Source organism: Bacteroidota bacterium, assembly GCA_019637975.1.
GTDB lineage: Bacteria > Bacteroidota > Ignavibacteria > UBA10030 > UBA6906 > CAADGV01.
The window spans coordinates 1-26,621 of the sequence record JAHBUR010000026.1; the positions used below are offsets into that span (position 1 = coordinate 1).

The 26,621-nt window shown below is 49.8% G+C and carries 25 protein-coding genes, 1 tRNA gene and 1 other RNA gene; 5 read left to right on the plus strand and 22 right to left on the minus strand.

Annotated features, from left to right (window positions below; all coding sequences use genetic code 11):
* The 3 genes from KF749_13605 to purL form a co-directional block, all read left to right on the plus strand.
* Positions 1 to 1,034, plus strand: a 1,034-nt coding sequence (locus tag KF749_13605; GenBank protein ID MBX2992186.1) for a biotin carboxylase, incomplete at its 5' end; no start/stop codon positions are given.
* 75 nt (positions 1,035 to 1,109) lie between these two features.
* Positions 1,110 to 1,535: a biotin/lipoyl-binding protein gene (locus KF749_13610; GenBank protein MBX2992187.1), complete on the plus strand. Its 426-nt coding sequence runs from the start codon at positions 1,110 to 1,112 to the stop codon at positions 1,533 to 1,535.
* Positions 1,532 to 3,790, plus strand: coding sequence for a phosphoribosylformylglycinamidine synthase subunit PurL (gene purL / locus KF749_13615; GenBank protein MBX2992188.1), 2,259 nt, complete (start codon positions 1,532 to 1,534; stop codon positions 3,788 to 3,790). Before KF749_13610 ends, purL begins: the two co-directional genes overlap by 4 nt.
* 51 nt (positions 3,791 to 3,841) lie before the next feature.
* Here purL and KF749_13620 read toward each other — a convergent pair whose 3' ends face one another.
* From KF749_13620 to KF749_13685, 14 genes are all read right to left on the minus strand, one after another.
* Complete coding sequence (locus KF749_13620; protein ID MBX2992189.1) at positions 3,842 to 4,729, minus strand: diacylglycerol kinase family lipid kinase; 888 nt, start codon at positions 4,727 to 4,729, stop codon at positions 3,842 to 3,844.
* Complete coding sequence (locus KF749_13625; protein MBX2992190.1) at positions 4,726 to 5,583, minus strand: diaminopimelate epimerase; 858 nt, start codon at positions 5,581 to 5,583, stop codon at positions 4,726 to 4,728. Before KF749_13625 ends, KF749_13620 begins: the two co-directional genes overlap by 4 nt.
* 55 nt (positions 5,584 to 5,638) lie before the next feature.
* Positions 5,639 to 6,014: a transfer-messenger RNA gene (ssrA, locus tag KF749_13630) on the minus strand.
* Positions 6,015 to 6,057: 43 nt separating this feature from the next.
* Positions 6,058 to 6,894, minus strand: a complete 837-nt coding sequence (locus KF749_13635) for an LOG family protein (protein ID MBX2992191.1) — start codon at positions 6,892 to 6,894, stop codon at positions 6,058 to 6,060.
* Positions 6,895 to 6,919: 25 nt separating this feature from the next.
* The gene (locus tag KF749_13640) at positions 6,920 to 7,786 is read right to left on the minus strand and encodes a hypothetical protein (protein ID MBX2992192.1); all 867 of its coding nucleotides are present in this window, start codon (positions 7,784 to 7,786) and stop codon (positions 6,920 to 6,922) included.
* A gap of 41 nt (positions 7,787 to 7,827) precedes the next feature.
* Positions 7,828 to 8,895, minus strand: coding sequence for an aminomethyltransferase family protein (locus KF749_13645; GenBank protein MBX2992193.1), 1,068 nt, complete (start codon positions 8,893 to 8,895; stop codon positions 7,828 to 7,830).
* Positions 8,896 to 8,963: 68 nt separating this feature from the next.
* A tRNA-Lys gene (locus KF749_13650) sits at positions 8,964 to 9,036 on the minus strand.
* 20 nt (positions 9,037 to 9,056) lie between these two features.
* Complete coding sequence (gene secG, locus KF749_13655; protein MBX2992194.1) at positions 9,057 to 9,419, minus strand: preprotein translocase subunit SecG; 363 nt, start codon at positions 9,417 to 9,419, stop codon at positions 9,057 to 9,059.
* 87 nt (positions 9,420 to 9,506) lie between these two features.
* Positions 9,507 to 10,163 carry a riboflavin synthase gene (locus KF749_13660; protein MBX2992195.1) on the minus strand — a complete coding sequence of 219 codons (657 nt, stop codon included), beginning with the start codon at positions 10,161 to 10,163 and terminating at the stop codon, positions 9,507 to 9,509.
* A 9-nt stretch (positions 10,164 to 10,172) separates the two neighbouring features.
* Complete coding sequence (gene ribD, locus KF749_13665) at positions 10,173 to 11,273, minus strand: bifunctional diaminohydroxyphosphoribosylaminopyrimidine deaminase/5-amino-6-(5-phosphoribosylamino)uracil reductase RibD (protein MBX2992196.1); 1,101 nt, start codon at positions 11,271 to 11,273, stop codon at positions 10,173 to 10,175.
* 111 nt (positions 11,274 to 11,384) lie between these two features.
* Positions 11,385 to 13,319, minus strand: a complete 1,935-nt coding sequence (gene dxs, locus KF749_13670) for a 1-deoxy-D-xylulose-5-phosphate synthase (protein ID MBX2992197.1) — start codon at positions 13,317 to 13,319, stop codon at positions 11,385 to 11,387.
* 24 nt (positions 13,320 to 13,343) lie between these two features.
* Positions 13,344 to 13,607 (minus strand): exodeoxyribonuclease VII small subunit, encoded by a 264-nt coding sequence (locus KF749_13675; GenBank protein MBX2992198.1) that lies wholly within the window; start codon positions 13,605 to 13,607, stop codon positions 13,344 to 13,346.
* Positions 13,607 to 14,830, minus strand: coding sequence for an exodeoxyribonuclease VII large subunit (locus tag KF749_13680; GenBank protein ID MBX2992199.1), 1,224 nt, complete (start codon positions 14,828 to 14,830; stop codon positions 13,607 to 13,609). Before KF749_13680 ends, KF749_13675 begins: the two co-directional genes overlap by 1 nt.
* 117 nt (positions 14,831 to 14,947) lie before the next feature.
* A complete protein-coding gene (locus tag KF749_13685; GenBank protein ID MBX2992200.1) occupies positions 14,948 to 16,480 on the minus strand; it encodes a DUF3808 domain-containing protein in 1,533 nt (510 codons plus the stop codon).
* Positions 16,481 to 16,659: 179 nt separating this feature from the next.
* On the opposite strand from KF749_13685, the gene bshB1 reads away from it, so the two are divergent.
* Both bshB1 and KF749_13695 read left to right on the plus strand, forming a co-directional pair.
* The gene (gene bshB1 / locus KF749_13690) at positions 16,660 to 17,379 is read left to right on the plus strand and encodes a bacillithiol biosynthesis deacetylase BshB1 (protein MBX2992201.1); all 720 of its coding nucleotides are present in this window, start codon (positions 16,660 to 16,662) and stop codon (positions 17,377 to 17,379) included.
* Positions 17,380 to 17,397: 18 nt separating this feature from the next.
* Positions 17,398 to 17,823 carry a DUF2231 domain-containing protein gene (locus KF749_13695; protein MBX2992202.1) on the plus strand — a complete coding sequence of 142 codons (426 nt, stop codon included), beginning with the start codon at positions 17,398 to 17,400 and terminating at the stop codon, positions 17,821 to 17,823.
* Between the two features lie 111 nt (positions 17,824 to 17,934).
* Here the strand turns inward: KF749_13695 and ccsA (KF749_13700) are convergent, their stop codons facing one another.
* Genes ccsA (KF749_13700) through KF749_13735 form a run of 8 tightly spaced genes read right to left on the minus strand, consistent with a single transcriptional unit; the run spans position 17,935 to position 26,611 of the window.
* A complete protein-coding gene (ccsA, locus tag KF749_13700; protein ID MBX2992203.1) occupies positions 17,935 to 20,229 on the minus strand; it encodes a cytochrome c biogenesis protein CcsA in 2,295 nt (764 codons plus the stop codon).
* A gap of 38 nt (positions 20,230 to 20,267) precedes the next feature.
* Positions 20,268 to 20,663 carry a cytochrome c maturation protein CcmE gene (locus KF749_13705; GenBank protein ID MBX2992204.1) on the minus strand — a complete coding sequence of 132 codons (396 nt, stop codon included), beginning with the start codon at positions 20,661 to 20,663 and terminating at the stop codon, positions 20,268 to 20,270.
* Between the two features lie 16 nt (positions 20,664 to 20,679).
* Positions 20,680 to 20,814, minus strand: coding sequence for a CcmD family protein (locus KF749_13710; protein MBX2992205.1), 135 nt, complete (start codon positions 20,812 to 20,814; stop codon positions 20,680 to 20,682).
* Positions 20,815 to 20,824: 10 nt separating this feature from the next.
* Positions 20,825 to 21,505, minus strand: a complete 681-nt coding sequence (ccsA, locus tag KF749_13715) for a cytochrome c biogenesis protein CcsA (GenBank protein ID MBX2992206.1) — start codon at positions 21,503 to 21,505, stop codon at positions 20,825 to 20,827.
* Positions 21,506 to 22,201 carry a heme exporter protein CcmB gene (locus tag KF749_13720; protein ID MBX2992207.1) on the minus strand — a complete coding sequence of 232 codons (696 nt, stop codon included), beginning with the start codon at positions 22,199 to 22,201 and terminating at the stop codon, positions 21,506 to 21,508.
* Entirely contained in the window at positions 22,188 to 22,817 is a 630-nt protein-coding gene (locus KF749_13725; protein MBX2992208.1) for an ABC transporter ATP-binding protein, read from the minus strand. The genes KF749_13720 and KF749_13725 overlap by 14 nt, the downstream gene beginning before the upstream one ends.
* Positions 22,814 to 24,502: a hypothetical protein gene (locus KF749_13730; GenBank protein ID MBX2992209.1), complete on the minus strand. Its 1,689-nt coding sequence runs from the start codon at positions 24,500 to 24,502 to the stop codon at positions 22,814 to 22,816. Before KF749_13730 ends, KF749_13725 begins: the two co-directional genes overlap by 4 nt.
* Positions 24,503 to 26,611, minus strand: coding sequence for a VCBS repeat-containing protein (locus KF749_13735; GenBank protein MBX2992210.1), 2,109 nt, complete (start codon positions 26,609 to 26,611; stop codon positions 24,503 to 24,505).
* Positions 26,612 to 26,621 lie beyond the last annotated feature (10 nt).

Sequence of the window (26,621 nt, forward strand, 5' to 3'; positions counted from 1 at the left end):
TCAAAGCTGCTGCAGGCGGAGGCGGAAAAGGAATGCGGATCGTGCGTTCTTCCGATGAACTCTCGTCTTCCTTTTCCGCAGCACAGTCCGAAGCACGTTCTGCATTCGGTGATGGAAGAGTATATGTTGAGAAGTACCTCGACAATCCGCGCCACATCGAGTTCCAGATTCTTGCCGATAAACATGGCAACATAGTTCATCTCGGTGAGCGGGAATGCTCCGTTCAACGCCGGCACCAGAAAGTGATCGAAGAAACACCGTCAGTGATCGTTGATGATGCAATGAGACGACAAATGGGGGAGATGGCTGTTGCTGCTGCCCGTGCCTGCGACTACGAGAATGCCGGAACAATCGAGTGCCTCGTGGATAAGGACAGAAACTACTACTTTCTGGAAATGAACACCCGTCTTCAAGTGGAACATCCGATCACCGAGATGCGTACCGGAAGAGACATCGTTCATGAACAAATTCGAATTGCGATGGGCGAGAAACTTTCATTCACTCAGGAAGAAGTGACCTACAGAGGACATGCAATCGAGTGTCGCATCTATGCTGAAGACCCAGCGAACAACTTTCTCCCTTCAACAGGAACGATCACGCATTTGAAGCCGCCCCAGGGATTCGGAATTCGTGAAGACAGGGGTGTAGAAGAGGGCGGTGCAATCTCTGTGTACTACGATCCAATCATCTCAAAACTTGTCGCTCACGGTGAAACCCGTGACAAGGCAATCGCAAAAATGAAGCGTGCATTGAGTGAATATGAGATCATGGGCGTGCGTGTGAATATTCCCTTCAATCTGTTTGTTCTGAATCATCCAAAATTTGTTGAGGGGGATTTCGATACTCATTTTGTTAATACGTATTATCGGCCGGAGTTCCTTGATGGGCCTAATCCCCCGGAAGAGACCGTCGCTTCAGTACTTGCCGCACTTCTCGAACAGCGTCTCCTTGAGAAAACAGTACCGGCGGCCGGAGCGGATCATGCAGCATCTGCAAGCAAGTGGAGAAGTTCCCGATTTGAACACTGGAGGTGAAGATTGAGTCTCTTCTATGTTACGATCGGCAGCAACGAGCACACAGTCGAGCTCAGAACGGATGGGTCAATTCTCATGGACGGGAATGCGATTCCGATTTCTGCTCAGGAAGTTGATGAAAGAACGTTCTCGGTTCTAAGCAACGGAATCTCATCCAGAGTAGTGGTAGAAAAGGACGAATCCATATACCACATGCTCTTGTCGGGAAAGCATATAGAGGTCCACGTCGAGTCTGACAGAATGCGCTTGCTGAAGAAGTTTGCATCCACATCTGCATCAGAGCATAGTCGCACGACTATTCACGCTCCGATGCCCGCATTGGTTGTCAAAGTTGAAGTGAACGTCGGAGATGACGTGTCGCAGGGTCAGGGACTTGTGGTTCTGGAGGCAATGAAAATGGAGAATGAAATCAAAGCCCATCGACCCGGCAAAGTAAGTGAAATCCGTATTACGAAGGGAAAGGCCGTTGAAAAAGGTGAACTTCTGATGGTTCTTGAATGACTGTGAAAAAGGACTCACACGCGCGAAACGAACCGAAGGTTGACGTTAACCGCGCGCTCCAACATGGCTTGACAGAAGAGGAATATGAGAGAATTCTGAAGATCCTGGGACGTATTCCCACATACACCGAGTTGGGGATTTACAGTGTAATGTGGAGTGAACACTGCAGCTACAAAAACTCAATCGCCGTCTTGAAGACGTTGCCAAGAAGTGGCGGCCGGCTTCTGGTTGGAGCCGGCGAGGAAAACGCGGGACTTGTGGATATTGGAGATGGCCTTGCTGTTGCATTCAAAATTGAAAGCCACAATCATCCTTCGGCGGTAGAGCCGTATCAGGGTGCTGCAACGGGGGTCGGAGGTATCATGCGTGATATCTTCACTATGGGCGCCCGACCTATTGCTGCACTGAACTCATTACGGTTCGGACCGCTAGATAATGAGCGAACAAAGTACCTCTTCAAAGGTGTTGTGAAGGGGATCGGCGATTACGGAAACAGTTTCGGCGTTCCCACGGTTGCGGGCGAGATTTACTTTGACGCGTGCTATCAGGAGAATCCCCTCGTCAATGCGATGGCAGTGGGCGTGGTTAAACACAACGAGTGGGCAAGCGCGGTCGCAATAGGGGCTGGAAACCCAGTCATGATTGTCGGTTCGGCAACAGGCAGGGATGGAATTCATGGTGCAACGTTTGCCTCTGAAGAGATTTCTGAAGCATCCGAATCAAAACGACCGTCCGTGCAGGTTGGTGATCCCTTTACGGAAAAACTTCTGCTCGAAGCCTCTCTTGAAGCTATTAGATCCGGATTTCTTGTCGGTATTCAGGACATGGGTGCGGCAGGCATCACGTGCTCGACTTCGGAAATGAGCGCAAAAGGGAAATCAGGCATGAAGGTCAATCTGGACAAAGTGCCAGCTCGTGAGGAACACATGACGGCGTACGAGCTTATGTTGTCGGAGTCTCAGGAACGTATGCTCGTCGTGGTGAAAAAGGGGCATGAAGAGGATGTCAAGAAGATATTCTCAAAGTGGGACTTGCATGCAGAGATCATTGGCGAAGTCATCGACGAGGATAGACTCGTGATTTCTCACCGAGGAAAGATTGTAGCCGACGTGCCGGCTGATTCGCTTGTTCTTGGAGGCGGTGCTCCCGTCTATATTCGTGAAGCCAAGGAGCCTGAATATTTGAGGGAAGTCCGTTTATTTAATCCGCATGAACTTCGTGAGCCTGACAATTACAACGAAGTACTTTTGCAGCTTCTTGCAAGCCCGAACATTGCCAGTAAATGTTGGGCATACGATCAGTACGATTCAATGGTGCGGACAAATAACGTACTTTTAGACTCATCAGATGCAGCTGTAGTTCTTATAAAAGAATCACTTAGGGCACTTGCCGTTAAGACTGACTGCAACAGTAGATATGTCTACCTGAACCCTCGTCGCGGCGGAACGATAGCAGTTGCAGAGTCGGCACGAAATGTGGTTTGCTCCGGCGCTACGCCGGTGGCAATAACGAATTGTCTAAATTTTGGCAATCCATACAAACCTGAAGTATTTTGGCAGTTCAAAGAGGCGGTAGCTGGTATTGGTGAAGCGTGTCGGGCGTTCAACACTCCAGTTACGGGCGGTAATGTTAGCTTTTATAACGAAAGTCCGACTGCGGCCGTTTATCCAACCCCGGTCATAGGGATGCTGGGTCTCATCGATGACCTGGGAAATATTACTTCCTCAGCATTCAAGGATGATGGAGATATTGTCATTCTCCTCGGTGAGACTCAGGGTCATGTTGGCGGAAGCGAATATCTCTCGGTTTGCCACGGGTTAGTTGCAGGCGATGCGCCAGGAATAAGCCTGATTAAAGAAAAGAGCCTTCACGATGTATGCCTAGGGGCCATTAGGGCTGGCATAGTTAAGTCGGCACACGATTGCTCTGAGGGCGGCCTTGCGGTCTCGATAGCGGAAAGTTGCATTGCAAACAAAGACAAGCCCATAGGAGCGACTCTTGATCTGCACGCAACTCAATTTTCAGGCATGCGTCCTGATTTCCTGTTGTTTGGGGAGGATCAGTCAAGGTTGATTGTGACAATCGCTCCAGAGGATATTGATAGGTTGATGGCTATTGCTAAGTCGAATAGCATCAAGGCGACAGTCATCGGCAAAGTCGGTGGCCAGAGGTTACGAATAGGGGGGCTTCTTGAAGTTACGATCGATTCCGTTGCAACCGCATACGATTCGATTAGTCATACGATGATAGCATAGCTTGACATAATATATATTATTTGTATATTCTTTCTGAGCCGTTTCATCAGCTTATACCAGCACAGCAATCGCCTTATCCACGACCCCAACCTCTACACTTGTAACATTCCTACCAACAATCTCGCCATCGGCATGAACGAAGAACGGTGTTTCTGACTTTACTGAAATCGTTCGTCCTTGCTTCATGGTTACAGCGGATGAATCCGTGTGCCTGCCTTTCATGACCTTGGGCATAATTGACAGAATTTTCCATATCGGCAAATCTGTTATCATACAGATGTCTAATAGTCCGTCGTCTACATTTGCTTCGGGCGTTAGATAGAAACCACCGCCGGCACAACGTCCATTTCCTATTGCAATCAGAAGGTTACGTGATATTCTTGAATATGAATCGATGGCGATGCGAAATTCGGGGGCAGCATACTTTCCGAGAGTCTGAAACACTGCCATAACGTACACAGCAGTTCCGCGCAGGAATCTTATCTCCTGTGTCCTCGCGGCAACTGCGGCGTCAAAACCAATCCCGACGCCGTTGACAAAATATCTGTTGGACTGGCCACACGTTACCGTCCCACAGTCAATGCGAATACTTTTACCCCCTGAAATCGTTCTAAAGGCGGCGTCGATATCGCGGGATAGGCCAATTGACTTTATAAGATCATTACCTGAGCCTATAGGGAGCACACCAAGAGTCTTGCTTGTTCCAACTATCCCATTAATAACTTCATTCACTGTCCCGTCTCCTCCAGCAGCAATAACCACCTGAGATGTTGTTTCCCGGGCTAACAACGTCGCATGACCGGGGTACTTCGTAACTGAAACTTCAGCGTCGAGCCCGTAGCGCTCAATAGTTGTCTGAATTCGATCAAGAAGCCCCCTTCCCTTTCTCTTTCCTGCATGAGGGTTTATGATGACAAGCATCTCTTTCCGCTTATTCACAGCCTCATGCTCCTCAAGAAAGAGTCCGAATCAACAATCATGTTGCGTTCAGTTTCGTATTCGAACTCACCGCTGAACAGAACATGCGCGCTCCCCTCAAGGATGACGTCAAAAAATTCGTCCTCCTTACGGGCGAAGAAAACTCGAACAATCTCACCGCTCCGGACCTTGATGTCTACAGGTGATTGCATTTGGCGAAAAAGAGCGGCAAAAATTGCAGAAGCGACGGAGCCGGTACCGCAAGCCAATGTTTCGCCCTCCACACCGCGCTCATACGTTCTGAGAGATAACTCATTCTCTCCCGTTCGTTCGACGAAGTTCACATTGCATCCATCGGGGGCAAAATCCCCATGGAAACGAATGGCTCGACCAACTGATATAACATCTACTGCATTTAAGTCTGCAACTTCACATACAAAATGTGGCGATCCAGTATCAAGGAAGATCCCAGAGAGTGTATCCTTTAACATATTGTTGTTCAATATTTTAGGTGCTTTCATCCAAAGTTTAACCGATCTCTCAAGCACCTCTGCCGAATACTCATGATCAAGCGCAGAAAAACGCAATTTTCTCCCGGATTTTCCTGTAAGAACTGCATACCGGGCAATACACCTCCCTCCGTTTCCGCACATGCCGCCATAGCTTCCGTCGGCGTTGTAGTATCGCATAAGGAAGTCGGTATCCCGGCTGGGTTCCAAAACAAGCAACCCATCTGCGCCTATGCCGAAATGTCGGGAGCACACAGCTTGTGCGAGGCGGGTGTAGTCTGTATTCAATTGGCGGGACATATTGTCGATAACGACAAAATCATTACCGGCCCCGGACATTTTCGTAAAATGAATAGTGATTTTCATGTCGAGAGTTGAAAGAAGCAAAAAACGCTCTCACCAACCCGGCTGAGAGCGTTACAAGTGGAGATGGCGGGAGTCGAACCCGCGTCCGAAGAGAAGACCATCAGGACCACTACATACTTAGTTTGTCTTTCACACCTCGCCGCATCACATCCGGCAAACAGGACGTTGATGAAGCAACCTCAAGTAGGCCCGCTTGCGGCGGACTTCGCGCCCTCCGCTTGAGGAACGAGTGACGCTATTCTGCCTGAGTCGTCGCCTCAACAAAGCCCGGCAGAAGAGACTTTGCGAGACGCGCTACCTAAGGTTTAGTTAAGCAGCGAGTGCGTAATCGTAGTTAGCACTTATAGTTTTCCGTTTTATTATCGTGCAACTCGGAGAGCACGGTATGCGTTCCTGACCATCTCACTCACCGTCGAAACCAAGTCATCCCCGCTGTATAAAGGTACATGTTTCATGATGCAAAGGCAAACCGGGTCAGTCAGTCGGGTAGTTATGAAGCAGGGAATCTTTCAGGTACTCAAACGCCTCCTTCGGATCATCACAGTATTTGAATAAGGAAAGATCCTCGGGTGATGCCATTCCCATCCTAACAATTTCCTCGAAATTGATGATTCTTTTCCAATACTCCGAACCGTATACGACAACAGTCATCTTTTTTCTGATTTTGTCGGTTTGCAACAAGGTGAGCAATTCAAGGAGTTCATCAAGCGTTCCAAAGCCGCCCGGGAAAACAACGAGCGCCTTTGCCAGATACGCAAACCAGAATTTCCTCATGAAGAAGTAATGAAACTCGAAATTCAGACCCTTGCTAATGTAGCCGTTCGAGAATTGTTCAAACGGAAGGCTGATATTGAGTCCGATGGACTTGCCCTTTGCAAGGGCTGCTCCTCTGTTCGCCGCTTCCATAATGCCCGGCCCGCCGCCGGAGCAGACGACGAACCGATTGGAGTGATTCAGCTTTTTTGACCATTGTGTCAGTAGGCGCGATAGCTCAACACAATCCTCGTAATATGCCGACATATCCACTGCTGTTTGTGCGGAGCGGTAGTTCAGTAATAATTGTTTCGTGGGGCGCTTCGTCTTCGCTATCAGTTTCTCAACTTCCAGCAACTCTGCGCGGGCAGCTTTTCTATCCTTGATTCGTGCTGACCCGAAAAACACAATGGTGTCCCTGATATTCTCCCGGCGAAATCGCGCCAATGGCTCGACAAATTCCGACATAATGCGGATAATCCGCGCATCGGAACTGTGCAGGAATCTTGAATTCTTGTATGCTTTTTCCGGTTTTGCTTGCTTCTTGTTCATTTGCATGTCTTTGGTATTTGCATCATTCTTCTTAGGGGACGAAGCAATAGAATTTACCTTTCTTTCCATCAAATGAATGAACCGGTGTTATCATGCCTTTGTGAACAAGTTGCCCGATGGCATGATAAATCAACTGTCGGGGCCAACCAAATACAGCGTGAATTGCTTCAACAGAACTGATGAGCTGGTTTTGGAAGTACTTCTCCACAAGCACTGACCGCGCTTCTTCTGCAGATATTCTTCGCGATTTGCGTACTTCCGCTGGAAAGCTCTTGACAATTGGAGACCATTCAGCACCGAACTGGCTGCTATTGCCGACGATCCTGCTAATGAACATCTTCCTTTGAAGTTCGTCGAGAGCCCTATCAAGTCCTTCTGCGGAGGTTCCCCTCATTCCCGTCAGCATAACGCGAAGCTCTTTTGAGGTCAATGGAGACTTCTTCTTCATGAGAATGTCCATGATTCTCTTAGCAAGGATCGAGAGTTTGCCGGATGCATGCTCTGTCTTGTATTCGTCGCGCTCTCCGGAACGCCCGGATAAAGCATAGAAATACGGTAGGTACTGCCGCGAAACCATACTCGGCCGCCGTTTGAATATCTTCCCATAGAAAATGCTGTTGTGGTTTGGCAGAATGCTCTGGATTTCCCATGCATATGAGAGGTAGTAGTTCCGCTTTGAATGACTATTCCTGCCGTTATGCCGGAGCTCTGGTGTGTCCGTGATTGCGTCCCAAAGATTGGGTAACTCGAGTCCCTCAGTCTTCGTAGCGAGACAGAAGCCGACACGCTTGATGAACGCCAATGCCTGCCGTTGATTCATAATCTGGGATTTCGGAGCCCGGCGATACGTCTTCTCTCGCCATCGTTCGATATCTTCCAATGAGTACGCCAACTTCATCTATACAACCTCTGCAAATAAATGCCAAAGTACATGACAATTCAAACCGCAACCGGAAAGGCCGAAAGTGAACCCGCTGAGGTGGTTCCGTTATACGATATACTAACATGGTCATCGGCTTGCAGGCTGCTTTTCTTCACTATTGCGAGACCGATCCGTTTGCCTCTTATCGAATCAGGGGTTGAACTGGTTATTTTCCCGATTACATCGCCGTTCTCTAGGATTTCCGCCCCGGGTTGCATCGCGTCATCCCCCGAAGAGATTATTCCCCATAACCCCTTTTGAACCTTCTTGTATGTATCAAGACGGGCAATAACTTCCTGACCGATATAACAGCCTTTTGTGAAGCTGATGGCATGAGACAGACCCGCTTCATACGGGTTGAATTGATCGGACAACTCGGCTCCCAGTTCAGGGATTCCTCTGGATATACGAAACACCTGATATGCTCGAATGCCAATCGGCTTCGGCGTTGATACAGTGCCAACTGTAAGCAGATACCCCCATGCACGGGCGGCATCTGATGAAGCAAGAATGATATCTATGATATCCGTTTTGAATTCCGTGCGGAACAGAATAGTAGCGGGAAACGGCAGAGAGCTGTTCTCTATAAGCGTATTATGTTGAAGGGGTTGTTCCTCAAGGGATGAGGCAAAGGCTGTTGCCTTGGGACCTATCAGGCTGAACATCGCAGTAGAATGTGTGACTGTTTTCAATTGCAGATCTTCCAAGATTGTAAACTTGTCGATCCAAGCTGAAAACGTTTCTTCATTACCGGGGGAAATAAGGAGAAGAAGGGAAGAATCGCGGATTAGAATATGAACGAAGTCGATAATTCTGCCTTTGTCAGTCGTGAACACAGTTCCAACGACCTGCCCTGCCTTGGCCTTGAGCAAATCATTCGTGGATAGTCGATGCAGAAGATCGAGTCGGTCGGCACCGGTAACCTCGATCCTGCCGACCCATGACCTGTCGATCATTGCGATATCGTTCACTGCCGCGTCGTATTCCGCCTCAATGCTCCCGTAGGATAATGGAACGGGATAGCCGCGGTATTCGCCGATGTCACAACTTGTGTTCCTGTGTATCTCAAGGAGCGTGGTCTGCACGATATAATCTGCCCTTCAGAAAGAATGCGAATGCCAAGGAAGTGAATTTCCTTGGCATTACTGTATCGTGCACCCACCAGGACTCGAACCTGGAACCCACTGATTAAGAGTCAGTTGCTCTACCAATTGAGCCATGGGTGCGATAATGTCCTGCAAGAGACCTATTGTCCTTGCGGAGGCGTGTTTTCCGGCTGGGAAGGCGGCGGCAGTTGCGGCAACGATGGCGCCGGCGCCGTCTGCTGTTGCGTTTGCGCGCTACGCTGGAGGATGCTCTCAATATTCTCCGCACTTTCACGCGGTAAAAAAACCATGTTAATAAGAAGCGCAAGAATACCGAACGCGAGTGCCAGCCCTTGCGTTGCCCTCATGAGGAAATCCGACGTTCGTCGGACACCAAACATCATTCCGACATTTCCTCCTCCGAAAGTACCGGCCAAACCTCCACCTTTGCTCGCCTGCATCAAAACAGCAATAATCAGCAATATGCTGATAACTACCTCAACTCCGATGAGAAACGCAAACATTCAATCACCTGCAAGAAATTATGGAATAATCATTGAATAAAATAAGGATTTGAACCTCAGGAATCAAGAACTAATACCGCCTTCTGACTACGTCGAATAGCCCCATTCGCGCAGGTTTGATGGTGTAATCGGGTCAGAACCGACATCGACTTGCTTTCTGACAACCATGAAACGCTCGATGTACTTACCTATAAGATCAAACTCAAGGTTGACTGACATACCCGAAGTCAGGGCTCTAAACGTTGTATTGTCGAACGTGTGCGGAATAATGGAAACCGTTACAAGATTTCCGCTGAGTCGCGCAATCGTCAGGCTTACGCCGTCAACAGCTATTGAACCGGACGGAATGACGTATCGTAGAAACTGGGCAGGGATCTCAACGGTAAAGAGCGAACTCGTTTCCTTCTTCTCCACAGATGTTACTGTTCCGACACCGTCAACGTGACCAAGCACAAGATGGCCGCCAAGTCTATCGTCTAGTTTCATCGCCAATTCAAGATTCACCAGTGAATTCAACGAGAGATGGCCGAGAGTCGTTTTGAGAAGAGTCTCCTCTACAGCTTCAACGGTAAATGCGTCGCCTTTCCTGCCAATCACAGTCTGGCAAACACCATTGATCGAAACGCTGTCATCAATTGAGAGCTCGGAAGCTGATTTCGGGCCGATAACGGAGAGACGGATCCCGCCACCATGAGGTTGAATGTTCTCGACGCGGCCGACTTCCTGAATGATACCGGTAAACATCGCTGTTGCCTATGCAATTATTCCTGTGAAGAGAGTATCTGTTCCTGATTTCCGGGCAAAACAACCAGTGGAGAGTAACATCTCCCTTAGCATTCCGTTGGAGCGCTTAGCGTCCGGGAATCTCGGAATGCCCTTGCCGAAAACCGCCGGAGAACAGAACACACTCAGTTCGTCGACAAATCCATACTTGATGAACCTGCTGAAAACATTACTCCCACCCTCGACGAGGATGGAGCCGATTTGCCTTGCATACAACTCGCGCAAGATAGTCTTCAGGTTCAGATCACCTTTCCCTGCGGCAAATGCGAGAAGAGTGACACCGTTAGATTCGAGGTTTCTCACTGTTGTTCGCCGGGCGTCAATCGCCTGTTGGCTGACGCACAGAAACACCCTTCTCTTGCGGGCTGAGGCGAACACCCTTTCCTGTCCGGTCAGACGAAGGTTTCCATCGAGAATAACAACAGCGGGATCTCTTCCTGCCGAAAGGCGAACATTCAATTCCGGATTATCGGTTTGGATTGTTCCTGCACCGACTACAATCGCATCATATTCTCCCCTCCAGAGGTGTACGAGCCTTCGTGATTCGAGAGAAGTGATATACTCCAGCGATCCATTCCCTCGCCCGATAAAACCGTCGGCTGTTTCGGCGATCTTGAGATGCACGTACGGCAAGGAACTGACAATATGCTTAACGAAGAACCGGTTCAGATGTCCGGCTTCCTTTTCCAGAACGCCAACTGTGACGTGCACGCCCGCGCGCCGAAGCTGTGCAATCCCCTTTCCGGACACGAACGGGTTGGGATCTTTCATCGCAACCACAACATTGCGAATTCCCCGTTGGACGAGCAAATCAGTGCATGGCGGCGTTTTCCCGAAGTGTGAGCACGGCTCGAGATTTACATATAAAACAGCATTCGACAGATTGCCGTTGTGGTTTCGCAAGCAATTGACTTCAGCGTGTGATCCTCCGAAACGCTCGTGAAAGCCAAACGCAACGGATCTTCCTTGTTCGACCAGAACCGCCCCGACAAGAGGATTCGGGCTTACGTGCCCCTTCCCTTTTTCCGCAAGTCGAAAACATTCGCGCATGAATTGTTCATGCTTTGCCATCGGGATATTCACGCGGTGTCAGAAATTGAGCCCGGGGTTGTGCAAAGAGAAAACGGGCAACTGCTGCACGCTACTGCGCCGCTGATGCCCGTTGAAAACTTCTGACGCGAACTAATTGACACTTGCTCTGAGTGGTTGCCGTACAACCGTTGCGTGGGCTTGAAGGAATTCACCTACAACAGCAGCAATGCCCTGAGCGTCAAGCTTCACGTCACGATGCAATTCATCGGGCGTTCCGTGATCGATGAAATGATCGGGAATGCCGTGCATTTTCATCTTGACATTCAGAATTCCAAGCTGTGCGTAACATTCTGCTACAGCGCTCCCGAATCCACCAACAACCGAATTGTCCTCAACAGTCACGACGTGATCGAACCGGCCTGCGATCTCCTTGAGCAACTCAACATCGATAGGTTTGACAAAGCGCATATTTATTACTTCGGCATCGATTCCCGATTTTTCCAGTAGCGCCGCTGCTTTCAAGGCATTCTGAACTACGGCTCCAATACAGAGGATTGCCACATTCTTACCCGGGCGCAGCATCTCCCCTTTTCCGATAGGAATGAGATTGAAACCTTGTTTCAGAGGCACTCCGACCCCGTTGCCGCGAGGATAGCGAAGCGCTATCGGGCCCTGCTTATATTCAACAGCGGTAAACAACATGTCTCGCAATTCGCTTTCGTCTTTGGGAGCCATGATCACCATTTCGGGAATCAGGCGGAGGTACGAAAGGTCGAATACGCCGTGGTGTGTAGGTCCGTCGGCCCCGACAAGTCCGCCCCTGTCAAGCGCGAACACGACATGCAGATGCTGTAATGCGACGTCGTGGATAATCTGGTCAAACGCCCGCTGAAGGAATGTTGAGTAGATGGCAGCCACCGGAACACAACCCTGCGTCGCCAGTCCTGCTGCAAAAGTAATCCCGTGTTGCTCTGCAATGCCGACATCGTAGAACCGATCGGGCAACTCTTTTTGGAGTTGATCAAGTCCCGTTCCGTCGGGCATAGCTGCCGTAATGCCGACAAGGCGCGGGTTTTGCTTCGCTAATTCAACAACGGCTCTTCCAAAGACTTTTGTATATGCCGGCGGGCCTTCTGTTTTCTTCGGAGATATGCCGGTCACTTTGTCAAACGGTGTAACGCCATGAAGGCGCTGAACATCTGCCTCAGCGGGTTTGTATCCTTTACCTTTTTGTGTTGTGACGTGAACAAGTATTGGGCCGGGATAATGTTTGACATCCGAGAAGATGGAAACAAGTTGCGACATGTTGTGGCCGTTAATCGGGCCAAAATACCGGAAGCCAAGCGCCTCGAACAACATTCCCGGCGTTATAACAACCTTAACGCCCTCTTCGAGTCGTGCGGCAACCCGGCGCAACCTGTCGCCCCATGCATCGAGCTTGCCGGTCAGCTCATACATGTTTGCTTTGAATCTGTTATATGAAGGGTTGGCAATCAATTGGGTAAAGTAATTCGATAACGCCCAGACATTCGGGGCTATCGACATGTTGTTATCGTTCAGAACGACAATCAAATTCTTCTTCAAGATGCCGGCGTTATTCATCCCCTCATATACCATTCCGCCGGTCATCGAGCCGTCACCGACTATTGCAACAACCTTGTAGTCCTCATGGTTAAAGTCACGTGCCGCAACCATCCCAAGGGCTGCCGAAATTGCCGTGCTTGCATGTCCGGCTCCAAACGTGTCATACTCGCTTTCTGTTCGTTTCAGGAAGCCGCTCAGTCCTTTGTATTGACGTATCGTATTGAGGCGGTCTTTGCGACCGGTAAGAATTTTGTGGGGATATGCCTGATGGCCAACATCCCACACGAGTTTGTCATGAGGTGTGTTGAAAACATGATGCAACGCTACAGTCAGTTCTACCGACCCGAGCCCGGCACCGAGATGTCCGCCCGTTGTTGAGATGATGTCGATCAGGAATTGGCGGACATCGTCTGCCAGCGTCTTGAGCTCCGGAACGGAAAACATACGAAAATCAGACGGCACATTAACTCTGTCAAGCATAGGATATGTGTGTTCAGTCATTTCATTTCTTGCATACGTGTTCAATCATTCTTCGAGTTCAGACCCTTCATCCTCGTCCACCAGATGAAAATTGCCTTTCATATCCTTCGATAGTTTCTTCAGCCGCAATTCGGCTTGAGTCAGTTTATCGATACATGCTCTTGAGAGCTGGATACCTTCTTCGTACAGCTTGAGCGCATCGTCAAGCGGCACCTCACCGCGCTCCAACTCGCCCACAATACGCTCAAGTCGCTTTACTGACTGCTCGAACGTTTGCTTGCTTTCGGCTTTTGATTTTGATGAAGGCATTAGAGAATCTCAGATTGAACCGATCCATCATGAAACGTCATCTCTACTTCATCGCTTGTCTTCAGCACATTGCAAGAATCAACTACGCGCCCGTCCTTCCGCACAATGGCAAACCCCCTGCGGAGGACCATATCGGGATTCAGTGCATTGAGTTGTTGCCGGAGGGATTCGGCACGGGCGTGGTGCATCGAAAGTTTGTGTATCATGGCAGTGTGGATGCTTCGTTCAAGTTCGTCCACCCGTTGACTGTATTGCCCGAGAATGTCGAGGGGTTTGTTGAACGAATGGCTTTTGAGAAGATGTCCGATGCGATCCTTCTGCTGCTGTACCAGATAGTCAACGCTTTCGTGCATAGTATACCAATAATTTCGAAGAGTTTCAAGGAGCACCAATCGGTCCCGAACAACGATTTCTGCTGCTGCAGACGGTGTTGGTGCACGGAGATCAGCAACAAAATCAGCGATAGTGTAATCAATCTCATGTCCGACAGCACTTACGACGGGAATTCTGGACTTGTGGATTGCCCGCGCAACGATTTCTTGATTGAACGCCCACAAGTCTTCCAACGAGCCTCCTCCCCTCGCAAGAATCACAACATCCACATTCCGGTATTTGTTGAAATCTGCGATTGCCCCGGCAATCTCCTCACCTGCCCCAGCGCCTTGAACTCTGACGGGAAGGAGAATAACCTCTATTGCCGGATGTCTCCGTCTCAGAATATGCAGCACATCCTGCAAAGCCGCTCCCGACTCGGAAGTGACGATGCCAATACGTTCCGGATACTCCGGCAACGCTTTTTTATTCTCAACATCGAATAGTCCTTCGGCGGCAAGTTTCTTCTTCAGTCGTTCGAATGCCGCCTGTAACTCTCCCTCGCCTACCGGACGAATGGACGTGATGTCAAGCTGATAGCTGCCACGGATTTCATACACAGCAATGCGGCCGCTCGCAACGACCTTCATTCCATCCTCTGGCACGAATGACAACGCTGCAACACGGCTTCTCCATACAACCGCTGAGATCGCCGCTCCAGTGTCTTTCAGAGAGAAGTACATGTGACCTGATGAATGGAACTTGAAATTGGAGATCTCTCCTTCGATGCGTACTGTTGGAAATCCGCGCTCAAGAGTCTGCTTGATGCGGCGAGTCAGTTCGCTAACCGTGAGAACTTTGCGGTCAACCTCATTGGAATCGTCTGAAAGAAGCGAGAGCTGGATGGTCATTGTACCCCCAATATCCTAAAACCCGCCCTCGGAACCAACGAACTCATTTCTAATTCTGCTATCGTCAACACAACACTCGGGCAACGTGGATAGTTCATTCTGCAACTATTAAGGTGACTACCTTGCCTGATCCAGTTTCTTGAGTTCCTCTCTGGCATTCGATTCGAGCCTCGTTTGAAAGTCATAATCCTTGAATCTCAGGGCCCGTTCAAAGGCCATTCGCGCCTGACCGTAGTTTTGCAGCTTGACATAGACCTGCCCCAATTTGTACCACCCGTGAGGCAGAACCCAGGTTTCGTTTGGTGGATTAAGAGCAAGCAGCCTTCCTGCTATGACTACCGCGCTGTCAAATTGGCCCTCTTCATAACTTGATTGGAGGATACCGTACAGTGCACGCCCTTCATGGTCAGGATTGCCGGCTGCTTTCTCCAGTCCGAGATGATGAAGGCGCGTCGCCTCATCATACCTCTTCCTCGCAAACGCATTCTCGCCTTGAATGATCTGCCTCTCGGCTTCAGTCATAGGACGCTGGATCAATTGCTGCACCCGACGGTACATTTGCGTATCCCACACGCGATCTCGGTCTTTCACATCACGCATCCTCTGATAAAATTCAAGCGCGGATGCCCGGTCACCGGAAATCTCGCATGCAAGGCCTGCCCTGTAATACGTCCAGTTGGGAATCCGTTCATCTTTGTGGGTCATTTCTTTGTACTGGCGGTAGTACGAACTCGAATTTGCGAAATCGTTCAGCGTGAAGTAGATGCTCCCGAGCGTACTATACGCAAGCTCATCGCCATAACGAATCTTCTTGCGATTATTGAGCTTGATTGCCGACTTTGCAGCAGCCATCGCCTCTTCATAGTTGTTCAGGCGATGTTGCCAGAATGCGTATAAAACCATGAACAGGGTGTTTTCGGGGTATTCGGTTCGGAGTTCATTGAGATATATCAGTGCTGTATCCCTGCGTCCCTCTGAAAAAAGGAACTGCGCGAGAAACAGTTTCGCCTCCGTGCGGGTGTAAGTTCCCTTCTCAGCTGCAAGTCTAAGCCCGTTCAATCCGCCTTCCAAATCCCCGCTGAATCCGAGAACCGAGAGTATCCAACGCATTGAACGTGGTACCTTCGCTATGAGGTAACGGAACAACCCGAAACCCATTTGAGCATCGTAGAGAACAGGATTGTCGCTTACGGCTTCTTCAAGCAGCAGGTAGCCTTTCCTGCCGTCTCGTGCGGCCTTCAACAGGGAGCCGTGAGTATGGTGAGCGAGGCCGCGATACCCGTAGATCCCTCCGAGGTAGAATTTCGTTACGGCATCCTTTTGGTCGCGATCCAAGAGGTAGTCACAGATTTCAATCACCCTTTCGGAATTTTCTAGAAAAGCGTCCAGCGCATGTTCGTCCCTCTCAAGTCCGTACAGATAGAAATACACCATACTTTGAAAAAACGGGCCCCGTGGATCACGCGGAGCAAGCTTACTGACAGAATCGAATGCACTTAGTGCCTCATCGATTTCAAGTGCATATAGCCTGTTCAGGCCATGAACCGTAAGTTCATGAACACGATTCCCGTCCGGTGGGCCCGATTGTGCTATACTGCCCCAGAGCAAGCAGACAGCGAGAGCCATCGTCTTTACGTTAGTGAGCCTCATGTAAGACATGGATATACGAAGACATTATATTCAGGTAGATGATGATAATTATTCCATTGAGATTCCAGAAGAAATGTGCGTTGATAAAATTAAGAATTCACAATCCTTTCAATATCCCCTCTTTGCCTTCCCAACGGGGAATCAGTATATTTGCTGAACAAACTACAGGAAGCCTTCGAATGAAACTTGATCTCCTTGCTATTGCCGCCCACCCGGATGATGTTGAACTGTCATGCGGAGGTACAATAGCGAAGTTGGTGAAACGTGGAAAACAAGTCGGCCTTTTAGACCTTACGCGAGGCGAATTATCGACGCGGGGTACGCTCAAGATCCGGGAAGCTGAGGCAGCCGAGGCGGCCCGCTTGCTCGGGGTACAGGTTCGGGAAAATCTTGAGTTGCAAGACGGGAACATAGAAATCAATCGAGGAAACAAGATCAAAGTTATTGAAATTATTAGGAAATACAAGCCTGAGATACTGTTCTTTCCCCATTGGCTTGAGCGTCACCCGGACCACGAACATACTCACGCACTTTGCCGGGAAGCGTGGTTCTACGCTGGACTTGAGAAGATTGAGACGACGATGGATGGCATCAGGCAGGAACCCTATCGACCACGAAGTTACTACCACTTCATGCAAACGTACGAGTTCACTCCCTCCTTCGTTGTCGATATTTCGGACGAGTTCGAACAGAGAATGGAAGCAACCCGTGCTTTTGCGTCCCAGTTCTATGATCCATCAAGTAATGAACGGGAGACGTTTCTCAGCACACCGGAATTTCTGGAGTTCTTGATCACACGCTTTTCGTACTACGGAGACAGAATTGGCCGAAAATACGGTGAGCCCTTCTTCTCGGTAAACATGATCGGCATTGACGATCCTTTCCTCCTAACATTGTAGCCTTCCTTCATTTATCCGATGCCGAATATTCATCCCCTCATCGTTCACCTGCCGATTGCCCTTCTCACGTTCAGCTTTCTGTTCGACATTCTCGGACTCCTGACAAGAAAAGAGGAATTTGAACGTACAGCATGGTGGGGACTTCTTGCAGGCACTATCGGGCTTGTGTTGGCCGTTGCGACCGGCCTTTGGGCTGAAAGCAACACCTTGATAAGCAATGCAGCCCGGGAGCATTTCAATCTGCATCAGCAATTTGCATTTGCTGCTACTGCACTTTACTCTTTCCTTTTGCTCTGGCGTGTAGCAAGCAGGACAAGACTTCCTGACGCTAAAAGGAAGGCCTCTTTGATCCTGTCATTCGTTGGAGTGATTCTGATCTGGACGACGGCGTGGTACGGAGGCGAGCTCGTGTATACGTTCGGTGTGGGAGTGAGCCTGCCGTAGGGTCCCGTTTAGGTGCTCTAATCTGTGTAGCAGCAGAATAGGTAAACGTAGGAATTCCAATGGGTTACCCTCGTTGCCGAACATCCGTTGGAGCAGCTTGCTTCAGATTCTTTAGAGAAGCTCCGAAGCGTGAGAAGTTAGAGCGCGAGCCTCCTGAGCTCTTCGCACAATCGTGACTGTAAAACCTACGAGGAGAATTATGACCCCGGACCAAACAAGGTTGATATACGGCTTGATGCTCGCCTCAACGACAAGAATATCTTTCTCCTTCGCCTCGGGAGCAGAGAGATCGGCAAACGCAATTTCGACAGCCGGGGCATCAGAACCTGCTCTGTCGGCATTCATGTTTGCAATCCGGAATTCATACTTGCTTTCGTATGCTGCGGGCCTGTCTGAAACGTGATCGCCGGAGATCAGCTTCGCCGGCACGATTTCAACGGGTTTCTTCCCGTATTCTTTGATGAGAAGCGTTGCCCCTATTCTTGCCCCACCACCCTCCAGCATTGATGCCTTTTCGGCCATCGGAACATCAAACCCGACAAACGTCACCTCAAGATCACCAAGGCTTTTCGTCTCCCCTTTTCTGAAACTCATACTCTTTCCTGGAGTTCCATCCTCCTTCCCTCTTTGTTCCAATGAGAGCGGAGCCACATAGAAATCCTTCGTTATTAGATTCAGGATGTCGGGATTTCGCATCAACCCTTCGTTGAATTTGCTGTAGTACATGATGGGGGCAATTGTGTACGCTTTCCCGTCTCTTTCAACATCCACAGAAAACGCAAACTTCTCATGGTCAATCGGTTTGTTGCCGGTATAGGTGAGTGTGTACCCGAGAGCCTGAACGGGCTCGCCTTCAGTCAGGGATAACGTTTGGCGCTCATCGTACGTGGAGGAACCGACGAAGCCGAGAAACATCACTGCAAGTCCCACATGGGCAACCGAGCCTCCTGCATACTTCGGATTTCCTTTCACAATGCGCCATCCTACCTGAAGGTTGGCAATAAGCGCAAATACAGCGCCAAAGACAAATAGCGCGACTTGGAAGTTATTGAGGTCAAAGAAGAGCATCATCCCAAGGGCGGAAACAGCCGCAATGCCCACAGAAGGCGAGAGAATTTTGAGCATTCCTTTGGAATCAGTTCTGTTCCACCAAAGCAATTGACCCACGCCTGCCAGAATACCAATAGCTATCCCGAGCGGAAGCGTTGTTGTGACGTAGTAGGAGATGTCGACTGCGGTGGTTTTTCCTTGCAGAATCTGGGTGATGATCGGTGCGGAAGTTCCGACCGTCACGAACACTGCCGCGGAAACCAACGTCGCTGAGCCGAGAAACAACGCAAACTCACGGGAGAAGTAAGAGTGCTTCGGAGGAATCCGGGGCATTTCCTTGCTTCTCAGAACAAGCATGAGAATTCCGATTCCCGTGAACAACGTAATGACGGCAATAAGAAGCCAGTAGACCCACATGCCGGGAGCGACAAACGAATGCACGGATGTGTCGCCAAGAACGCCGCTGCGTGTCAGAAACGTCGAATACAGAACCGTGACAAAACAGAGAATCGCAAGGACAATATTTGTGCGGACAAATGCGCCGCTTTTGCGCTGTGAGAGGATTGTATGAATCGTTGCAACTGAAAAAAGCCACGGAACAAGTGACGAGTTCTCTACGGGATCCCACGCCCAATATCCTCCCCACCCCAGTGTTTCGTATGCCCAGAATCCGCCCATCATGATGCCGCACCCCAACACGGTTGCGCCATAAACAATCCACGGCGTCGCGGGGCGAATCCAATTTGTGTAGTCACGCTTCATAAGTGCTGCAATGGCGTACGCATACGGTACACCCATAGCGGAAAACCCGCTGAATAACACCTGCGGGTGTATTACCATCCAGTAGTTCTGCAGCAATGGATTCAATCCTCGTCCGTCTTGTGGTACGAAACCCACTTCAACTTGTCCCGGCCAGGATTCCCAAACATAGGCGAACGGGTCCTTGACAACCATCATTAATAACAACGCAAGCTGGATTGTTCCGTACACACTCATCACTTGGGGCTCATAGCCCTTGCGTGATGAATCCTGAAGAAGAAAAACGCCAATGAGGGCTGTGAACAGAGTCCACAACATGAAACTTCCCTCCTGCCCTGCATAAAACGTCGAAATGAGCAGGGGTGTGGAAAGGTCACGGGAACTGTAACTCCAGATGTACGTGTACTGGAATTGGTGCGTGAGAATGTAATACAACTGAAGTGCGGAGAAGACGAGGATGGTAACAACAGAAGCATGAAACGCCGCCCGCGCCAAGGATAGCGCCCGGGAATTACCCGATCTGTGGTTCTCAAGAAATGCAAGCACGGAAACAAGACATGCCACAAACGCCAACTTCACTAAGATGCCGCCAAGCATAGAATCCCTTTTATGTTAAAGAACGGAAGACAGAAGTGTTAAACGTTTTTCTTTACCTCATCAGCCTGAGCCTCATACTTCGACGGGCACTTTGTCAAGACTTCCGTCGCGTGGAAGTAGTTCTCGTCAGCCATGTACCTGCCCTTCGCGACCACACTGAGCGCAAGCTCGAAATTGTTAGGCGCGGCTCCGTCAAGGACAACCTTGCATTCACGTCCGCTTTCATCCTTCAGGTAGAAAGTAAACGTCGACGTTTTCACATCAAAGCCTGATTCCTTTTCCTTGAGCCACTCGCCCTTTAGCTGGACTTTCTTCTGGCTCTTCATTGCTCCGGCAACATCGGTGTATTCGACGTTGCTTTCAAGAAACGAATACGAGCCGAAAATAATGAACGCTACGATAATAACCGATGCAACGATGACTTTTGGCTTCATGACACAAACCCTCCTTTCATTTCGATGATGACGATTCCAAGTTCTTGAGTCGGGCGTCAAGCCTGTTCAGGTACACAAAAATTCCCAGCCAGACAACAAGCACGACAATTAATACAATGTAAAGTGAATTCTGAGAGAGAAATTCCGTCAAGTGATCTCCGTTAGCTTATTCGGTTCAAATGTGATGTTTGTATTTTGACCTGCAATTTCCACATCCAAAAATACAGGCCTGTAAAGCCGGCAAGCGACGAGAGAAAGACGATAAGCATTGTTGTGTTCATGTGTACTTTTCCCTCGGTATTCAGAATCGGCTCAGGATGTAAACTCGCCAAAATGCGAGGCATAATGAACATGAAGAAGGGCATCGTCACTGCTGCAATGATTGAATACACTGCCGCAAGAGAAGCTCGTTTTTCTTCAACTTCAATAGCCGATCGAAGGGCGAAATATGCGCCGTAGATCAGCAGAAGCACGAAGATTGATGTTTGTCGCGGATCCCAATTCCAATACGTTCCCCAACTGAATTTTGCCCAGATAGCCCCTGTAGCCGTTGCGAGAAAGCAGAAAAGAAAGCCGAGGCCGGCAGCCGAGGCCGATCGGACATCGTCGTCGAGGTTCTTCTTTCGCAAATACTTGATTCCGTAAATCATGCTGGAAACAAAGGCAACAACACTAAGCCAGGCCATCGGTACGTGAAAAAACATAATCCGTGCCTTCTCTTCCAGGGCCGGAATAATCGGAAACTCATACCACGAACCCGGCTGTGCAACCATCGGAAGGCCGAGGGCAAGAACAATCACCGCTGTCATCCACACAAACAGAACTGTCTTAAACGCGTTCATTCAATCTTTCCATATGTACTCGAAGAGAACAGACGAGGCCGTTACGACCACTACAATATATGAAACAAGGAACTGAAATTCACCTGTTGCCTCGTTGAGAAAGGCGCCTTCCGTGGCGAGCCGTGTGGCGTTGATACATGTAAGCAGCAACGGTAACAATATGGGAAATGACAAAACGGGATATAAAGTTCCCTTCGTATTCGCTTTGGCAATGATGGCAGCGATAATGGTTGACGATGCAGCAAGACCCATGCTTCCCAACGCTATTGTGATGACGAAAATCGACGACGTCTTCACAACGAAGCCGTTAAGGAAGATCGCATACAGCAGAACTGTAAACGTATTGACGCCGATCATCAACACAAGATTGAAGAAGAGTTTGCCGAAATAGATCGCCGAAGGGGATGTCAGCAATTGCAGAGTCATCGCTGTGCCCCTCTCCTCTTCGGTCACGAAGGTTCTCGACAATCCGGACATCGCAGCGAAGAATATCACAACCCACAGCATGCCGGAAAGAACATCAACGGGGGCGCTTTCACTGCCGAGCGCAAACACCATGATGGAAATGGTCGTCACGACGAACATCACGAGTGCACTGATCGCGTAACGGGTTCGGAGCTCCGAATGCCAATCCTTCCGGAATATGCTGATTGAGGAGCGCAGCCATTGCTGCAAGGCGGATTCAGGTTTGTGCATTCAAGTCCACCTGTGCAGTAAACCTGTCGACATCGGAGAGATCATTCGTTGCAACGATCAGAATCCCCTTTTGTGTTTGTTCTTGCATGATCTGTTTTACCATGGCAATGCCATCGGTGTCGAGATTTGACGTTGGCTCATCAAGAACAAGCAGAGGAGGATTGTGTGCAAGTGCAAACGCATATTTCATTCGTTGTTTCATTCCGGACGAGTATGTGCGGACGGGATCATCCTTGCGACCAAAGAGAAACACCTTTCCCAGCAGTTCATGGATGTGCCGGGTGTCGGGAGTTCTCCCCCGAATCGAAAGGGCATACCGGAGATTCTCCTCCGCGGAAAATTCATCGTACATCTGAAGGTAGGGGGAAACAAGTCCGATAAGATCAGCCCGAAACGTGCTCCCGGCGTTTTCTGAACCGGAAAACTCAATCTCCCCGTCCGACGGCGCCAACACATCGCTGATAATCTTTACGAGAGTCGACTTGCCCGATCCGTTTTTACCCGTAACGAGAAGAACTTCCCCAAATCCCACTGAAAACGATATGTTCCGGAAAATCGTTCGCCGGTTGAACACCTTCTTGAGATTTGTAGCGGAAAGCCGCAGGTGGGTATTCATTTTCGTATCAAAGCAAACTTGCCGGTAATCGTTTCGTGCGGCAGGGTGAGTATGTACAGGTAAACCCCTGACGAGGCAAAGTCGCCCGTGATTGTCCGGCCATTCCATTCGAATGTTTGTTGGCCGAGGGCTGTGGTGTATGTGGAGGATTTAGAAACGGAATACACGAGATCCATGCTTGTTGTGAAGATTGAAAGCGTTCCCTGCGTTACGCCAAACGTACGAATAGGGACTTTCAGTGAATTTGTTCCGGTCGGGATAAATGGGTTCGGAAATGCCAGATCCCTTGCAACTGCGGGAGAAACAACAACGCCCGATGTATCAACAACGTTGATCCAATTAAAGCCGTCGGGAACATCGAACTTGACATAGATCCCGGACCCGGTTGCAACATATCTTTCGTCCACCTTTGATGTATTCAGCAGATACGTATATGGGAACATCGCCGCACTTCCCGTCAGGGCGACCGGGATGTTGATGTTTGAGGTAAACAACTTCAGCGGCGTTTGTCCTCCCACAACATCGTAATAGCGTGTTGATAGTGCCCGAAGTGAGTCAGTGATCGATCGCGATGGTTGCGAGAAGCCCAGAGCGGTTTCAAGGATCAAAGGATAGAATGTCCCTTCGGGATAGTATCTCGCGGGATTGCTTCTCATGCCCGTAAAGAAATTCCAGACGCTCCACTCGCCGAATGCCTGTCGCAAACCGGCACCGGCAGACTGAAGCGCGTTATCGATTGCTTCCAACGGACGGTACACCCGGATGTTCTCCCATGATCGAAGCATCGTGCCGGAGCCGTAACGGTTCTCGACGAAAATACCCCAGATGCCACGACTGTACATGATGAATGAATTTGCATTGAACGGCACGCCCGGGTTGCGGAAGTGACCTTGCGAAGAACGAAGGTACGAGTAGTAATCATTTACCTCAGTGAACACAGCGTCTTCCATCCAGACAGATGTCAGTTCATAGAAGTACACATCACCTGTCCAGAAACCGTAGTTACCGATTTGAATAGCATGATGCAATTCATGCGCTAGGGTCACTCGCAACGCCGGAAGACCTTTGATGCTGTCAGGCGTAACAAATCTGAAGTCACTATCTATCAGCATGAACGTTGTAAACGTTCCGCCTTCAGGCTTGTTGTTGATGGGAGTTTCGGGAGTTGTGCTCCCGTACAGCGAGCCGCCCAAGGCTTGAATGTAGATGTCGTACTCGGGCCCGCCGCCTCCGCCGTTGTCTTGTGGAGGTGCGAGAAACCCAAGCGAGTCGGTTTCGAAGCGAAGCACGTGATTAACAATGGCTGCAACCGAATCAGCATACCGCCGTGCTGTACCCGGAATTCTCATATAATTGCCGTCCAAAATAGCAGGCTCATGAATCCCGGATGTGTCAAAATGAATGCGAAACGGCCCAGCGAGAATACTCGTGTGCGTCGAGGGACGCGCCAGAATGTTCGTCACGGCAGCCGAAGTCTGCTCGTCCATATCCTTGCGTTCCAGGAAATGGGCAATGACCGGCAATCCGCATTTGTTGGGTACATCACTCGTTTCGTTGAACATCCACTTCGGAACAAGGGCATGATAGCCGGCGGAAACGCCTTCCTTCCCTTCAGAACCCTGAGCATGTAGTATCTCAAGCGTCGAGAGATTTACACACAGCAAAAACAATAGCGTATACTTCATTCAATCTCCCCTACGACCGAATGGATTTGACAATATCGAAACTGTTCCCCGCTCGGTATTAGACAGAATCAAGTCATATACTCCGGGGTCACGCAATGACGCCACTCGTATGGAGTACACTCCGTCTGCCGGAACAATTGCTTGGGGAACTCTGAAGCCGCGCCTTTCAGTGCCGTAGCACACAACAACAGCGCGCCGTAATGCATCTACAAAGACAAGATCGGTAAGAGTATCGCCATTGACATCGCGGACAATAATGGCGTCATCACCGGCAGGCTGAACATTTCGAATCCATTCAATCGAATCACGCCCGACCGATTGTGGCATCCTGTACCATACTCCAAGTTCATTGCGAGGGGGGCCGAGAACAAACAGAACATCCTCCAGCGAATCACCATTCAGATGCGTTCCGGCGACAAATCGGGTGGTTGCCGGCGAATCCGGGTAAGAAAACAGCGGCGACGTTGTTGTCACTTCAAATGAATTGTCTGATGTTCCCGCCCACACTGTTGTGCGTTTCGTTGTCCGGTCGTTCGTGGCAAAGAGTAGCCGGAACGTTCCGTGCTTTTGCTCCTCCGTGATATTCACTGCCGCTATGGTTGTCGGCAGTGTCGGACGCAAGCTGCGCTCCACAAACTGACGCTGGCTGATTTGCTCGAACAAGGAGAGTGAATAGGCTTTCTCATTTGCGCGACGCGAACGTACAAGAAACTTCAGCTCGTCGGATTCATGGTTCGCAGAGACAACGAATGGCATGTTGCCGGTTGGAACGGAAAAAGCCTTCGATTGCCGGGCATTGTCGGCCACAGTAACCACCGTCACTTTGTCGTCTTTTGCATGCGAAACAAGGACTGTATGTTGTCCGGCAACTAACGAGGAGGCGCGTCGAAGAAATGTCGGATTGTCGGAGATTGGAACCACAACCTGCCCTGTAAACCGCCCGCCGCCGCGATTGAAAAGGAATGAAAGTGACGAAGACTGTGAGTTTGCTACGGCGATATCCACTCGGTCGTTTCCGTTGAAATCTGCCACAACCAAACCCATCGGCGACATCCCGACGGCATATTCTGTTGCCTCTACGCTACCGGAATAGTCCGTGTTCAACATGCAAACCAGCCGCTGTGTCGTTTTGTCAAGCAGAACGCAATCTACCTTGCCGTCACCGTCAACATCGGCTAATTGCCAACTGACTATCGAACGTCCTGCACCGAACACGGTACGAGAGGAAAACGAAGTGGCAGATGTTCCAAGCCACACGAGAATGCCTTTGCTTGTCGAACTGACGAGGTCAGGAATTTCATCATTGTTTAGATACGAGAATTCCAATCCCGCAGGTCTGCCACCGACCGGAAGCGTGGCAGTTGCCCTGTAATCTCCCAGAGAGTTTCCGGAATAAACGCGGATTTGTTGGGCATCCTGAAAAGAAATGGCGACGCTGAAAGTCCTGTCTTTGCTCACAGGTGTTACCGCTAGCTCGTACGGTTCCGCGGGAAGTTGAACAGCAACCTGCTCGGTAAACACGAGTTTCCCTATGCCGTAGAAGATTGTCAACTGGTTGGACAGCCAATTAAGTGCGAGCAGGTCGGTGATGCCGTCTCCATTAATATCGGCAGCTCGTAAATCGCTGATGGAGATGTCGGGAAAAAGAACGGGCCCGGCCTTGTATGTGCCATCCTCATGGGCAAGGAACGTAACAACACCGGCGGCAGTCTTTCCGTAGAGCAGAATGTCATTTCGCCTGTCATTGTTCAGATCGGCAACGATGCAATTCTGGACTTGGTGGGAAAGGGGGATATTCACTTCCTCTGCGGAATCACCCGGACCCTTTTTGATGATTGAAATGGAATTCCCCCCTTCTAAGATGGAGACATATCCTGATCTCTTGTCATCCTTGAAACTGAAACCGGTAATAGAACGAAGAATGCTTTGTGTTCGAACAACCTGCGTGTGTGTAATCCCCCCCGTTGGATGTACCTCATAGAAATAAACAGCATGCAGTTCCGGCGCAATGACTGCTAGTTCAGATTTCCCGGATTCATGAAAGCCCACAGCGAGTGCGGCTGGACGATAACCGAGGTTGATATCCGACAGCGGCCCGAAAGACGCCATGGAACGCTGG

Excerpts from the sequence above, each read along its gene's own strand:
- KF749_13610 (MBX2992187.1), top strand. The coding sequence starts at position 1,110 with ATGGACGGGAATGCGATTCCGATTTCTGCTCAGGAAGTTGATGAAAGA.
- purL (MBX2992188.1), top strand. The coding sequence starts at position 1,532 with ATGACTGTGAAAAAGGACTCACACGCGCGAAACGAACCGAAGGTTGAC.
- KF749_13625 (MBX2992190.1), bottom strand. The coding sequence starts at position 5,583 with ATGAAAATCACTATTCATTTTACGAAAATGTCCGGGGCCGGTAATGAT.
- KF749_13635 (MBX2992191.1), bottom strand. The coding sequence starts at position 6,894 with ATGCAAATGAACAAGAAGCAAGCAAAACCGGAAAAAGCATACAAGAAT.
- KF749_13640 (MBX2992192.1), bottom strand. The coding sequence starts at position 7,786 with ATGAAGTTGGCGTACTCATTGGAAGATATCGAACGATGGCGAGAGAAG.
- secG (MBX2992194.1), bottom strand. The coding sequence starts at position 9,419 with ATGTTTGCGTTTCTCATCGGAGTTGAGGTAGTTATCAGCATATTGCTG.
- KF749_13660 (MBX2992195.1), bottom strand. The coding sequence starts at position 10,163 with ATGTTTACCGGTATCATTCAGGAAGTCGGCCGCGTCGAGAACATTCAA.
- ribD (MBX2992196.1), bottom strand. The coding sequence starts at position 11,273 with ATGGCAAAGCATGAACAATTCATGCGCGAATGTTTTCGACTTGCGGAA.
- dxs (MBX2992197.1), bottom strand. The coding sequence starts at position 13,319 with ATGACTGAACACACATATCCTATGCTTGACAGAGTTAATGTGCCGTCT.
- KF749_13675 (MBX2992198.1), bottom strand. The coding sequence starts at position 13,607 with ATGCCTTCATCAAAATCAAAAGCCGAAAGCAAGCAAACGTTCGAGCAG.
- KF749_13680 (MBX2992199.1), bottom strand. The coding sequence starts at position 14,830 with ATGACCATCCAGCTCTCGCTTCTTTCAGACGATTCCAATGAGGTTGAC.
- KF749_13685 (MBX2992200.1), bottom strand. The coding sequence starts at position 16,480 with ATGAGGCTCACTAACGTAAAGACGATGGCTCTCGCTGTCTGCTTGCTC.
- bshB1 (MBX2992201.1), top strand. The coding sequence starts at position 16,660 with ATGAAACTTGATCTCCTTGCTATTGCCGCCCACCCGGATGATGTTGAA.
- KF749_13695 (MBX2992202.1), top strand. The coding sequence starts at position 17,398 with ATGCCGAATATTCATCCCCTCATCGTTCACCTGCCGATTGCCCTTCTC.
- ccsA (MBX2992203.1), bottom strand. The coding sequence starts at position 20,229 with ATGCTTGGCGGCATCTTAGTGAAGTTGGCGTTTGTGGCATGTCTTGTT.
- KF749_13705 (MBX2992204.1), bottom strand. The coding sequence starts at position 20,663 with ATGAAGCCAAAAGTCATCGTTGCATCGGTTATTATCGTAGCGTTCATT.
- ccsA (MBX2992206.1), bottom strand. The coding sequence starts at position 21,505 with ATGAACGCGTTTAAGACAGTTCTGTTTGTGTGGATGACAGCGGTGATT.
- KF749_13720 (MBX2992207.1), bottom strand. The coding sequence starts at position 22,201 with ATGCACAAACCTGAATCCGCCTTGCAGCAATGGCTGCGCTCCTCAATC.
- KF749_13725 (MBX2992208.1), bottom strand. The coding sequence starts at position 22,817 with ATGAATACCCACCTGCGGCTTTCCGCTACAAATCTCAAGAAGGTGTTC.
- KF749_13730 (MBX2992209.1), bottom strand. The coding sequence starts at position 24,502 with ATGAAGTATACGCTATTGTTTTTGCTGTGTGTAAATCTCTCGACGCTT.
- KF749_13735 (MBX2992210.1), bottom strand. The coding sequence starts at position 26,611 with ATGGCGTCTTTCGGGCCGCTGTCGGATATCAACCTCGGTTATCGTCCA.